Consider the following 13088-nt stretch of genomic DNA (forward strand, 5'->3'; position numbering starts at 1 on the left):
GGGGCAATGATTCGTCATGACTTTCTTCTCCGCGCACCCTGGCCCGGATATCGCCACGCTGTTTGAAGCGCATGCACGTGAAACACCGGATGCGGTGGCGGTGCATTTCGAGGGTGGCGTGCTGGCGTACGACACACTCAACCGCCGCGCGAACCGGCTGGCACGGCGGCTCCAGGCCCTGGGGGTCGGGCTGGATCAACCCGTGGGCATCCACGTCGACCGCACTCCGGAGACCCTGGTGGGGCTGCTGGGCATCCTGAAGGCAGGCGGCGCCTATCTGCCATTGGACCCGAGCCATCCTCCAGAGCGGCTCGCCGGGATGATCGAAGACTCCGGGATACAGGTCCTGGTGGGCCGGAGGGACGCGGCCCAGGGCCTGCGCTTCCAGGGCTCCATCGTGGAGCCTCCCGCGCCGGATGAACCCCCGGAGGAGCGCGACGCCGTGAACGTGAAGGGCGGCGCGGGCCCTGACTCCCTGGCCTATGTGCTCTACACGTCCGGCTCCACCGGCAGACCCAAGGGGGTGTGCATCCCGCACCGGGGCGTGGCCCGGCTGGTGCTGGATGAAGGCTTCATGGGCTTCCGGCGCGAAGACCGCGTCCTCCAGGCCGCGTCGTTCGCGTTCGATGCGTCGACGCTGGAGGTCTGGGGCGCGCTCCTGAACGGAGCGGCGTTGTGCCTCACCTCGCGGGAGACGTTGCTGTCGCCGCCGCTCCTCGCGGCGAAGCTGAGGCGCGACGCGGTGTCCGTCGCGGTGCTGAGCACGTCGCTGTTCCATCAACTGGCCGCGGCCATCCCGGACGCATTCGGAGGGCTCCGGGTGCTGATGGTGGGCGGTGACGTGCTGGACCCCAAGTGGGTGTCGGAGGTCATCGCGCACGGGAAGCCAGTGCGGCTGCTCAACAGCTATGGGCCCACGGAGTGCACCACCTCCGCGACGGCGTATGAAATCCGCGCGCCCCCGTCCCTGGAGCGGTCCATTCCCATCGGCGGGGCGCTCGCGAACCTCCAGCTGCATGTGCTGGATGACGCGCTGACGCCAACGCCCGCGGGCGAAGCGGGGGAGCTGTACCTGGGCGGCGTGGGGCTCGCGCGCGGCTACCTGAACCGGCCCGGCCTGACCGGTGAGCGGTTCGTCCCGGATCCCTTCAGCGCCGCGCCCGGCGCCCGGATGTATCGAACGGGAGATCGGGTGCGACGGCTCGAGGACGGCGACCTGGAGTTCCTGGGGCGGGTGGACCATCAGGTGAAGATCCGTGGCGCCCGGGTCGAGCTGGCGGAGATTGAGAGCGTCCTGCGCGCCCACGGACAGGTCGCTGACGCGGTGGTGCGGGTGCACGAGGTGTCTCCCGGGGACAAGCGGCTGGTCGCCTATGTCTCGCGTCGCGACGGCGCGGCGCCGGACGGCGCGATGCTGCGCGCGCACCTGCGCTCGAAGCTGCCGGCCTTCATGGTGCCTCACGCCGTGATGGTGCTGGACCAACTGCCGCTCAATCCCAGCGGGAAGGTGGAGCTCCAGAAGCTGCCGCCGCCGCGACTGGGTTCAGGAGAGGGGGATGCGCCACGCACGCCGCTGGAGCAGGCGGTCGCGCGCGTCTGGTCGGAGGTGCTGGGGACGGAGCAGGCGGGGACACAGGACCGGTTCATGGAATCGGGCGGGGACTCGCTGCTCGCGATCCGCTTCATCGAACGGCTGGAGCAGGCGCTGTCAGTCCGTCTGCCCGTGGGGGCGCTCTTCGACAGTCCGAACATCGAGGAGCTGGCGCGGCGCGTGGAAGCCGCGAGGGGGGCGGTCCGGAGCCCCGCCCTGCCTCCCATCGTCCCCGTGGATCGGAGCCGGCTCCTGCCGCTGTCGGATGCCCAGCAGCAGCTCTGGCTGCTGGAGCAGGTGGCCCCTGGCCGTGCTGTCTACAACGAGCCCTTCACGCTGTACCTGCCGGGAGACCTCCAGCCCGAAGCGCTGGAGCGGGCGTTCCAGTCGCTCATCGCCCGGCATGAAGTGCTTCGGACGACCTTCGTCTCCACTCCGGAGGGGCCTCGCCAACGGGTGGAATCCGCGATGCCGTTCCACCTGCGAAGCGTGGACCTGCGTCCTGTGCCCCAGGGCCTCCGGAGCGCGAAGGCGTTGCAGGTGGCTACGCAGGAGGCGCGCGAGCCCTTCGACCTGGCGCGGGGGCCGCTGTTGCGCGCGACGTGGATGCGGCTGAGCGAAGAGGAGAGCCGCCTCGCCCTGGTGATGCACCACCTCATCGTGGATGGCTTCACGATGGCGGCGTTCCTCCAGGAGGTGAACCGGTTCTACATGGCGGACCTCCAGGGCGAGCCGCCCGCGCTCACGCCGCTGCCGCTCCAGTATGGCGATGCCTCCGCCTGGCAGGAGGGGCCTCGTTACCAGGAAGCCATTGCGCCACACCTCGACTGGTGGAAGCAGGCGCTCGCGGGGGCTCCGCACCTGGAGCTGCCCATGCAGCATGCCCGTCCTCCGGTCCCGAGCTTCCGGGGGGCCAAGCACGTCGTGCGAATCCCCCGGGACCTCCTGGACACGGTGAGGGCGCTGGGGCGCGCCGAGGACGCCACGCTCTTCATGACGCTGATCTCGGCGTTCGGCGCGCTGCTGCATCGCTACTCCGGCGCGCAGGACCTGGTCATCGGTGGCGCCTTCTCCGGGCGGAGCCGCGAGGAGTCCCTCGCCATCTCCGGGCACTTCGTGAACCTGCTGCCCCTGCGGCTGCGGTTCTCCCCCGGATGGAGCTTCCGGAGGGTGCTGGCGCACGTTCGCCGGGTCTGCCTGGAGGCGCTGGAACACCAGGACGCGCCGCTCCTACGCATCGTGGAGGCGGTGAACCCGGCGCGCATCCCCGGGGCCAATCCGCTCCTCCAGGTGTCGTGCACGCTGGAGCCGCGCATCGCGGTGCCGGAGTCGAGCTGGCGTGTGGAGCCCCACGACGTCGACACGGGCACCTCGAAGCTGGACCTCTCCATCGAAATGGATGAGCGGCCGGACGGCATGTCCGTGCGGTGGGAGTACGCGCTGGACCTCTTCGAGCCGTGGATGATCTCCCAACTGGGAGAACACTTCGTGACGCTGCTCCGCGAAGCCGTGCGGGATCCGGAGCAGCCGGTCGCGGCGCTGCCGCTGCTGTCGGAAGCGGAGCAGACGCGGCTGCTGACCTGGGCCCAGGGACCCGCGGAGGACAGGACCTTCGCGGAGTGTCTGCATCATCCGTTCGAGGCGCAGGCCGAACGCACGCCGGATGCGCCGGCCCTGGTCTTCCAGGGGCGGACCCTGCGCTACCAGACGCTGAACGCGGAGGCGAACCGGCTGGCCCATCACCTCCTGTCGCTGGGAGTCGGCCCCGGGGACCTGGTGGGCCTGTGCCTCCAGCGCTCCTTCGAGCTGATCATCGCCGTGCTGGCGACGCTGAAGGCGGGCGCGGCCTACGTCCCGTTGGACCCCTCCTACCCGAAGGCACGGCTGGAGTTCATGGCGCGAGATGCGGGACTGAAGTGGATCCTCACGCAGGACGCGACGCGCGGGCTCGTGGACGGCGCGGGCATCCCGGAGGTCCCGTTGGAGCAGGTGCGCGGCGGCTCCGAGTCCAACCCCCGGGTGTCCGTCACGGGAAGTCACCTCGCGTATGTCATCTACACCTCGGGTTCGACGGGCCAGCCCAAGGGCGTGCGCATTGGCCACCGGAGCGCGGTACACCTCTGCGAGACGGTGGCCTCCCGCTTCGGCTTCGCGCCGGGCCAGCGCGTGTCGCAGTTCTCCCGCTTCGGCTTCGACTTCTCCGTCGCGGAGATCTTCCCGACGCTGTCCTCAGGCGCCACGCTGTATCTGCTGGCCCAGGAGGAGGTGCTGCCCGGTGAGGAGCTGGCTGACTTCCTGGAGTCACGGCGCATCCACACCGCGATGCTCACGCCCTCGGCGCTGGGCTCCATGGCGTGGCGGGCGCTTCCTGACCTGAAGACCGTCGTGCTCGGAGGCGAGGAGCTCCCCGCGCGGCTCGTGGACCGCTGGGCTCCTGGCCAGCGGCTCATCAACGGCTATGGCCCCACCGAGACCACGGTCTTCGCGACGAGCGCGGACTGCGTGGCGGGAGCGGGCACCCCCACCCTGGGGACGCCGCTTCCGGGCTACGAGGTCCACCTGTTGGATGACGCCCTGGCGCCCGTCCCCGTGGGCGTGCGAGGCGCGCTCTACATCGGCGGCGTGGGGCTGGCGCACGGCTACCTGCACCATCCCGAGCTCGACGCGGAGCGGTTCATTCCGCATCCGTTCAGCGCGGAGCCGGGAGCGCGGCTCTACAAGAGCGGCGACATCGCCAGCCGTCGCCCGGATGGCGTCCTGGTGTTCCACGGCCGGTCGGATCGACAGCTCAAGCTGCGGGGCTTCCGCATCGAGCTGGGCGAAATCGAAGCCGCGCTGCTGAAGCACCCGGAGGTCCGGGAGGCGGTCGTCGAACCCCGATGGCTCGCGGGCGAGCCGCACCTCGTGGGCTATGTCATTCCCCGGGACGCGGACGCGGCGACGCGACTCCTGACGCCAGGATTCAGGGACGGGCTGGGTGAGTCCCTTCCCCCGCACATGGTGCCGCGCGAGCTGGTGGTGCTGGAGGCGTTCCCGTTGGGCGCCACCGGGAAGCTCGACCGGAGCGCGCTTCCGCTGCCTCCGTCCCGCGCCCTGCCTCCTGAAGCTCCCGCGTCCACGGAGCGCGAGAAGGCGCTGGAGCGCATCTGGTGCCGGATCCTCGGCGTGGAGCGCGTGGGCCGGCGAGAGGGCTTCTTCGACGCGGGAGGCAACTCATTGCTGCTCGCGCGGGTCCAGTCCGCGCTGGCTTCGGAGCTGGGCCTCTCGTTGAGCATGGCCACGCTGTTCCAGTTTCCGACCCTGGAGTCGCTGGCGCGGCACCTGGATGAAACCACCGAGGCTCCGTCCGTCCCGGTGCCGTCGAAGCCTGTCCGGAGTTCGGAGCGCTCGGACCGCATCGCCATCATCGGCATGGCGGGCCGGTTCCCGGGAGCACCCGACATCGAGTCACTGTGGCGGCTGCTGGTGGAAGGACGTGAAGGGCTCTCCCGCTTCGATCGGGAGACGCTGCTGGCGGCGGGCGAGGAGCCGCGACTCCTGGATGACCCTGCCTATGTCCGGGTGTCGGGCCTCTTGGACGACGTCGAAGCCTTCGACGCCGCCTTCTTCGGCTACAGCCCACAGGACGCGCGGCTGATGGATCCCCAGCAGCGCGTGTTCCTGGAGTGTGCCTGGGAGGCGCTCGAGGCCGCCGGCTACGACCCGAAGCGGCTGTCGGGAAGGGCGGGCCTGTTCGCGGGTTCGGGAGTCCCGCGCTACTGGCTGGACCACGTCGTGCCGCGCTTCCGCTCCTTGTCCGTGGCCTCCGACATGTATCGCTCCATCCTGGGCAATCCGTGGCAGTTCCTCGCCACGACGACCGCGTACAAGCTGGGGCTGCGCGGTCCCGCGCTCACGGTGCAGACCGCGTGCTCCACGTCGCTCGTGGCCGTGCACCTGGCCTGCCAGAGCCTGCGGACAGGGGAGTGCGACATGGCGCTGGCGGGGGGCGTGTCCCTCTTCGCGTCGGGTCCCTCCGGCTACCTCCATGAGGAAGGGGGCATCACGTCGCCGGATGGTCACTGCCGCCCCTTCGACGCGAAGGGGCAGGGCACGGTGCCCTCCAGCGGCGTGGCGCTCGTGGTGCTCAAGCGCCTGGAGGACGCGCTGCGGGATGGGGACTCCATCCACGCGGTCATCCGGGGCTCGGCCATCAACAACGACGGCGCCGACAAGGTTGGCTTCACCGCCCCGAGCGTGCAGGGCCAGCGCGACGTCATCGCGCGAGCACACGCCGCGGCGGGGGTGTCGCCGCGCCACATCACCTACGTCGAGGCCCACGGCACGGCGACACCGCTGGGGGATCCGCTCGAAGTCCAGGCGCTGCGGCTGGCCTTTGGTGACCGAGCGCCTTCGGACCCGCCCTGTGTGCTGGGGGCGCTCAAGAGCAACGTGGGGCACCTGGACTCGGCGGCCGGTGTGGCGGGGTTGATCAAGGCGACGCTGGCCCTGGAGCGCCACTTCCTTCCCGGGACCGTCCACTTCGAACATCCCCATCCGGAGTCGGGCCTGGAGCATTCGCCCTTCGTGGTGAGCCGGGAAGGGCGACCGTGGGATGCTCCTGGTGCGCTGCCGCGTCTGGCCGGGGTGAGCGCGTTTGGCATTGGCGGAACCAATGCCCACGTGGTCCTGGAAGAAGCCCCGCCTGTTCCCGCCCTCTCCCCCATGAACGAGGAGGCATCGGTCCTGGTGCTCTCCGCCCGGAGCGCGGAGGCGCTAGGCGCGGCATCCCTGCGGCTCGCGGAGCACCTGGAGCGTACGCGCGCGCGCTCACTGGCGGAGGCCGCGTACACGTTGCAGGAGGGCCGCACCGTCTTCGCGCACCGGCGCGCGGTCACCTGCGAGACTCCCGAGGAGGCCATCGCGAAGCTCCGGCGGGAGGGGCCCGCGCGGCGCGCCTCGCCCGAGCCTCCGGAGGTGGCCTTCCTGTTTCCCGGGACGGGCACGCAGGAGGCCGGCATGGGCGCGGCGTGGTACCGGCGTGCCCCCGCGTATCGCGAAGCTTTCGATGCATGCGTCAGCGCCTTCGGCCGCGACGTGGAGCGGGAGCTGCGGAGCGCACTGCTCGCGGACGAGCACGGAGGCCGCGCGGAGGAGATGCTTCGCGCACCCTCGCTGGGCATGGCCGCGATCTTCACGACGGAGTACGCGCTGTCGCGGCTGTTGGGTGTCTGGGGCGTCCGCCCGTCGAGCCTCATGGGGCACAGCCTGGGCGAATACGCCGCCGCCTGCCTCGCGGGAGTCCTGTCATTGGAGCAGGCCGTGGCGCTGGTGTCGCTGCGAGGCCGGCTCTGCGATGCGCTGCCGCCCTCCGGCATGCTGGCCGTGCCGCTGCCGGAGGATGAACTGACACAGGCGCTTCCCGTCGGACTGTCCCTGGCCGCGGTCAACGGGCCCGGTCAGTGCGTGGTGTCGGGCGCGCTGGAGGCGCTGGAGGACTTCGCGGCGCGATTGCAGGAGAAGGGCGTGCGGTCGAAGCGGCTGCCACGCTCCAGTGGGTTCCACTCCGTCCTCGTCGAACCCGTGATGGAGCCCCTGACCGCCCTGGCCCGGTCGATGACTCCCAACGCCCCGGCGATCCCCATGGTCTCCAACGTCTCGGGACGCTGGCTGACCGAGGACGACGCGCGCGATGCCTCCTACTGGGCCCGGCATCTTCGGCGCACGGTGCGTTTCGCCGATGGACTGGAGCTGCTGCTGGAGGACCGGGAGCGGATCCTCGTGGAGGTGGGGCCGGGACGAACGCTCTCCACGCTGGCGTCGCTGCACCCGGGCGCGGGCCGGGAGCGGCTGGTGGTGCCTACGCTCGGAGTGCCCGCCGGGAGACGTCAGCCTCGGGAGAGCGATGAGAAGGCCCTGCTCGACGCCGTGGGGCAGCTCTGGTCCGCGGGCGTCCCCGTGGACTGGAGCGGGCCGCGAGGAGCCGCGCCGCGCGCGCGCGGCGCGCTGCCAACGTATCCCTTCGAGCGGAAGCCGTACGCGTTGGGGCGCCCGGAGCCTCGGCCCTCTCCGACGCCACCCCCTTCGCACCGGGCCCTGGACCGCGACGAGGTGTGGGCGGCCATGGAGGCCCTCTGGAAGGAACTGCTCGGCGTGGAGTCGCTGACCCCCGACAGCCACTTCTTCGAGCTGGGGGGAACCTCGCTCCTGGTCGTGCAGCTCAACCACGAGCTCAAGTCGCGCCTGTCGATCAGCCTGTCGCTGCACGCGGTGCTGGAGCACCCGACGCTGGGCGCATGGGTGCAAGCGGTCCAGGAGGCGTTGGAGCGGGCGGGGAGGCCGCTCCGCAAGGCACCTTCGCTGCGGATCCGGCTCCAGGAGGGACGGCCGGAGCGGACGCCGCTGTTCCTGGTGCAGCCCATTGGTGGCACGGTCTACACGTACCTGCCGCTGACCCGGCGGTTGGGGGCCGACAGGCCCGTGCATGCGTTCCGCGCATCGGGGCTGGAGCCCGGTGAGAGGCTCTACCGGGACGTGCCCGAGATGGCGCGCCAGTACGTGGACGAGTTGCTGGAGTTCCAACCCCAGGGGCCCTTCTGGCTGGGAGGCCATTCCTCCGGAGGCGTCATCGCATATGAGATGGCGGGCATCCTGCTGGAGCGCGGCCATGCCGTGGCGGGCGTCATCCAGATCGACACGGTGACGGTGGATGACTCGCGCAGGCTGGGGATCCGGAGCGTGGGGGACGTGCTCCAGCTCATCGACGCGTTCCGGGAGATCTCCCCGCGCGCGGCGGAGGGACTGCGGGCCGCGATGGAGGTCGACACACGGCTGCGGGACGTGGTGCTCGCCACCAACGAAGCCATCGCCGCGTACTCGCCCGGTCGTCACGCGGTCCCCCTCGTGTACCTGCGGGCCACGGAGCGGGACGCGGTCCTGGACGGCCACGCGGAGGCATGGTGGAAGGCGTTGACGACCGCTTCGTTCCGCGCCCATGAGGTGCGGGGCAATCACTTCACCGTCATGGAGGAGCCCTTCGTGGCGGAGGTGGCGCGGATCCTCCGGGACTGTCTGTCCGGGGAGAAGGGTGCCGGGGACGATGACGCCGACGCAGGATGAGTGGAAGGCCGCGCTGTCACGCCGCTTCACCGCGTTCGTGGAGGCCTATGAGCGCGGGAGCCTGGAGGCCATGAGCGAGCTGTTCTGGCACGACGACGACATCGTGGTCGTGGGCACCCACTCCAACCTGCACTTCAGGGGTTGGGAGCAGGTGGAGCACTCCTTCCGCACCCAGTTCGGCAGCCTGCGCGACATCCGCGTGACGCTGCGCTCCGAACAGCTCTGGCACGGCGGAGCCCCGCCCTCCACGATGGCGTGCCTCACGGTGCCCGCGATGGACATCGCCCTGGTCGCGGGCGGAAGGCCCGTCACCTTCGAGGGGATTCGCGTGACGTGCGCGTTCGAGCGCCGGGGCGCCGAGTGGCGGATGGTCCAACTGCACTGGTCGCTCCCGCGCACGGAGGTGCTGGTCGACCACAAGTACCGGTGATCACCCCGGAGGCAACGGCGAGCGCCGAGGCGTGCCCAGCAGCTCCAGCGTGCGCATCGCCACGTCCGCCAGCGTGGACGTGCAGGGCATGCAGCCTCCGCCGCAGCACGGAGGCCAGTCCCCTTCCGGGTCGCGCAGGAGCGGATACACGCAGCCCCGCAGGGACTGGGGCAGTCCCGCTTCATCGCAAGCCTGGAGCAGCGCCGCCTGCACGGTGGCATCCTTCACGTCCATCGCTTCTGACTTCCTAACCCGGCCCCTCCCACGCCGCCCAGCTCCAGCAAGGAAGCCTCGTGCGCCCCGAGTCCCCGACCCGCCCGTTCGCATCCAGCACGCAAGCCGGGGCCGCCGCCTGGAGGGCCCGCGTGTGGCTGCTGGCGGTCCTTGGCTGCGCGTGCGCGGGGCCCGCCACCCGCGCGCGAGCAACCGACCCCACGGTGCGCCTGATGGACGCCGCGCGAGCGCACGCCATCTCCCGCGGATCCACCCAGGCCCCCGTCTGCTCTCCGGATGTCGCGTTGCTTCGGCCAGGAGGTGGCGTCGACCTGGAGCGGCTTCACGCCGCGGGCCACCCGGTGGTCGTCTGGACCGTGAACGACCTGCCCACGATGCAGGCCCTGCTCCGGCGAGGCGTGGACGGCATCATCAGCGACCGGCCGGACCTCCTCGCGCGAGCGGTGCGTGACTTCGACGCCGACGCGGACGGCATCCCCGGAGACCTGCTGGACGCGGATGGGCTCATCAACCTCAAGCGCTTCGATGCGCAGGGCCACCGGGGCGCGCGGGGCCTGCGTCCGGAGAACACGCTGCCCGCGTTCGAGGCCGCGCTGGACTTCCAGATGACCACCCTGGAGCTGGACACCGTGCTCACCGCCGACGGTGTCCCGGTGCTCTCCCACGACCCGGACCTCTCACCCGCGAAGTGCCGCCACTTGGATGGAAGCCCTCTCCCGGAGCCCATCCCCCTCGCGTCCCTCACCGCCGCCCGGCTCCAGGCCACCTTCGTCTGCGACCAGCTCCTCGCGGACCGTCCGGAACAGACGAGGGAGCGCGCCCGCTCGCCGGAAGCCGTCGCGTTCGCTGCCCGCGAGGGCCTCCCGGACCCCTACACCCTCCCCACGTTGCGCCAGGTGTTTGCCTTCGCGCGAAGTCAGGCGGACGCCGAACATCAGGCCCGCGACCCGCTCCGCGCCCGGAATGCCCGGCGCGTCCGCTTCAATGTCGAACTCAAGCGGGTGTCCGCCAGGACAGACATCGAACCGGCCCATGGAGATGCGGTCGCCGCGGTCATTCGCGAGGCCGGGCTCGTCGACCGCGTGGACGTGCAGTCCTTCGACTCGCGGGCCCTGCGCTCGGTCCAGGACAGGCATCCGGACCTGCGGACCGTCTTCCTCCTGGAGTCGGGGCGTGGGCCCGCCCAGGAGGAAGGTGGAAGGGGCTCAGGTGGTGGAGGACCGTGAGCCCATCCGCTTGGGCCTCAAGCCTGCTTTCCTCGCGCTACGCCTTCACCTCGCGCGTCAGCGTCGAAGACCACGGGCACCAATGGTTGCCCGGGAGGAAGGCGCCGCCCGCCTCGTCCAGGTTCTCCTCGACATAGGTCATGTCGGCGTCGCACACCTCGATGGCCATCTGGAAGAAGTTGATGGTCGCCGGGTCGATGTGGAACGAGAACTTCGGGTTGTAGGGGACGGTCCTCTTGATGATGCGCCCATGGATGTGGATCTCGTTCTTCTCCTCGCCGGAGAGAATGCGGCGCGCGTGGGCGATCTTCGCCTCGTCGGTCAGCTCGATGATGAACTCGGCTCCACGTGAGCTGGGCTGCGTGAAGGCGAAGCGGACAGGGTTTGCCATGGGTAAGGCTCCTTCCTGGGTGGAGGCGCCTGTCTAGTTGATTGGCTTCTACCCACAATTGAATCGACGTCTGGGTTGGGTGTGGCGGACCCGACAACCGCTGCCTCCGCCCCCCGGACGGTCCGGCGGACCGCGTGGTCCTTCGAAGCCCAGGCGAGGAGCCGGGCAACCCTCCAGATTCCGAGGTTTTAGTCGGTCGACGAATCGACTTGCGCAAAATCGTTAGGGGCCTTACTAGACGCCCGCCTTGGTTCCTCCGCGCGCCAGAAACGCCACGTTGGTGAAGCTCGTGCCCCGGTACGAGCGGCTGCAGCAGCTGTCCCTGCGCTTCCCGGAGCTGGACCCGAGCGCCATCGAGACGTGCATCACGATGCTGCACCTGTCCAACGAGCTGACCGGCGCCTACGAAGCCCACTTCGCGCGGCACGGGCTGTCGCACGGGCGCTTCGTGGTGCTCGTCCAGCTGCTCATGGCGGAGGACGCGGGAGAGACCCTGCGGCCCGGGGAGCTCGCCGAGCTGTCCCGGTGCACCCGCGCCACCGTGACGGGCCTCCTGGACACGCTGGAGAAGGACGGCCTCGTGTCCCGCGTGGACCACCCCGAGGACCGGCGCATGTACTCCGTGCACCTCACCGCGCGGGGCCGCGAAATCATCCAGGGCATCCTGCCCGACCATTACCGCCGCATCGCCTCGCTCATGGCGCCCTTGAGCCATGCCGAACGCGACACCCTGCGTGCCCTGTTGGCCAAGGTGTCCTCCGGCATCCCCGCCCTGCGGGACCCCTGATCCGCATCCCACTTCCCTTCTTCCATCACCGTTGCGAGCAACAACCATGACGACCCGCACAGCCCCCTCCCTGGAAGCCGCTCCCTCGACCGATACCCCCGCCGCCGCGAAGCCCGCGAAGCGCTCCCGCGCCAAGCAGGTGCTCCCCGTCCTGGTGGGCGTGGCGGTGTTGGGCGCGGGCGTGCGCTTCTTCCTCACCCACGGCCACGAGTCCACCGACGACGCCCAGGTCGAAGGCCGCATCGCCAACGTGTCGCCGCGCGTGGCGGGGCAGGTGGCCCGCGTGCTGGTGCACGACAACCAGGCGGTGAAGGCCGGTGACGTGGTGGTGGAGCTGGACCACTCGGACCTGGACGCCCGGCTGGAGGTGGCCCGCGCCGACGTGATGAGCGCGGAGGCCCAGCTGTCCAACGCCCAGGCCCAGCTCACCCTCACGGAGGCCAACGCGGGCGCCAACCTGCGGCAGGCCCGCGCGGGCGTCACCCAGGCCTCCAGCGGCATCAGCTCCTCCAAGGCCGCCCTGGACCAGTCCCGCGCGGACGTGGCCGCCTCCGAGGCGCGCTTCAAGCTGGCGGAGACGGACCTGGGCCGCGTGAAGCAGCTTCGCGAGCAGGGCGCGCTGTCGCAGGCGGACCTGGACAGCCGGCAGGCCGCGTATGACCAGGCCAAGGCCGCGCTGGACCAGTCCCGCGCCCGGCTGACCTCCACCGAGGCGGGCATCCAGAGCTCGTCCGGTGGCCTGGAGGCCGCGCAGGGCAAGCTCTCCGCCGCGGAGACGGGCCCCGTGCAGGTGCAGTCCGCGCAGGCCGCGCTGAAGCTGGCGGAGGCCCGCCTCAAGCAGACGCGCGCCGCGCTGACGCTCGCGGAGCTGAGTGTGTCCTACGCCCAGGTGCGCGCCCCGGTGTCCGGCGTGGTGAGCCGCCGCACGGTGGAGGTGGGGCAGATGGTGGGCCCGGAGCGCCCGCTGATGGCCGTCGTTCCGCAGGACGACATCTGGGTGGTGGCCAACTTCAAGGAGGACCAGGTCGGTGAGATGCGCGCGGGCCAGCCGGTGGACGTGAAGGTGGACGCCTTCGGCGGCCACACCTTCCGCGGCCACGTGGACAGCCTCGCGGGCGCCAGCGGCGCGCGCTTCGCCCTGCTGCCCCCCGACAACGCGTCCGGCAACTTCGTGAAGGTGGTGCAGCGCATCCCGGTCCTCATCCGCTTCGACGGGGACCTGAAGGAGCTGCCCATCAAGCCGGGCATGAGCGTCTACGTCACCGTGGACACCGGCGCGAAGGCCGCGCCGCAGAAGACCGCCGCGGTGGACGTCCGGAAGGCGGAGTAGC

At 70.7% G+C, this 13088-nt stretch carries 7 protein-coding genes; 5 read left to right on the plus strand and 2 right to left on the minus strand.

The features are described from left to right. The first annotated feature begins 16 nt into the window (after positions 1-16). On the plus strand, positions 17-8689 hold the full coding sequence (locus FOF48_RS31915) for a non-ribosomal peptide synthetase/type I polyketide synthase (RefSeq protein WP_143907956.1): 8673 nt from the start codon (positions 17-19) through the stop codon (positions 8687-8689). Beyond that, positions 8670-9119 carry a nuclear transport factor 2 family protein gene (locus FOF48_RS31920; RefSeq protein ID WP_186002153.1) on the plus strand — a complete coding sequence of 150 codons (450 nt, stop codon included), beginning with the start codon at positions 8670-8672 and terminating at the stop codon, positions 9117-9119. The genes FOF48_RS31915 and FOF48_RS31920 overlap by 20 nt, the downstream gene beginning before the upstream one ends. Here FOF48_RS31920 and FOF48_RS31925 read toward each other — a convergent pair whose 3' ends face one another. Continuing rightward, the gene (locus FOF48_RS31925; RefSeq protein ID WP_143907960.1) at positions 9120-9353 is read right to left on the minus strand and encodes a hypothetical protein; all 234 of its coding nucleotides are present in this window, start codon (positions 9351-9353) and stop codon (positions 9120-9122) included. A gap of 59 nt (positions 9354-9412) precedes the next feature. Here FOF48_RS31925 and FOF48_RS36650 point away from each other — a divergent pair, with 59 nt between their 5' ends. Next, positions 9413-10579, plus strand: coding sequence for a glycerophosphodiester phosphodiesterase family protein (locus tag FOF48_RS36650; RefSeq protein WP_186002154.1), 1167 nt, complete (start codon positions 9413-9415; stop codon positions 10577-10579). A 37-nt stretch (positions 10580-10616) separates the two neighbouring features. Here the strand turns inward: FOF48_RS36650 and FOF48_RS31935 are convergent, their stop codons facing one another. Next, positions 10617-10970 carry a calmodulin gene (locus tag FOF48_RS31935; protein WP_143907962.1) on the minus strand — a complete coding sequence of 118 codons (354 nt, stop codon included), beginning with the start codon at positions 10968-10970 and terminating at the stop codon, positions 10617-10619. Positions 10971-11250: 280 nt separating this feature from the next. On the opposite strand from FOF48_RS31935, the gene FOF48_RS31940 reads away from it, so the two are divergent. After that, positions 11251-11757 carry a MarR family winged helix-turn-helix transcriptional regulator gene (locus FOF48_RS31940; RefSeq protein WP_143907964.1) on the plus strand — a complete coding sequence of 169 codons (507 nt, stop codon included), beginning with the start codon at positions 11251-11253 and terminating at the stop codon, positions 11755-11757. A gap of 46 nt (positions 11758-11803) precedes the next feature. Then, entirely contained in the window at positions 11804-13087 is a 1284-nt protein-coding gene (locus FOF48_RS31945) for an HlyD family secretion protein (RefSeq protein WP_143907966.1), read from the plus strand. The last annotated feature ends 1 nt before the right edge of the window (position 13088 follow it).

This window comes from Corallococcus sp. Z5C101001, assembly GCF_007352635.1.
GTDB classification, from domain to species: domain Bacteria; phylum Myxococcota; class Myxococcia; order Myxococcales; family Myxococcaceae; genus Corallococcus; species Corallococcus silvisoli.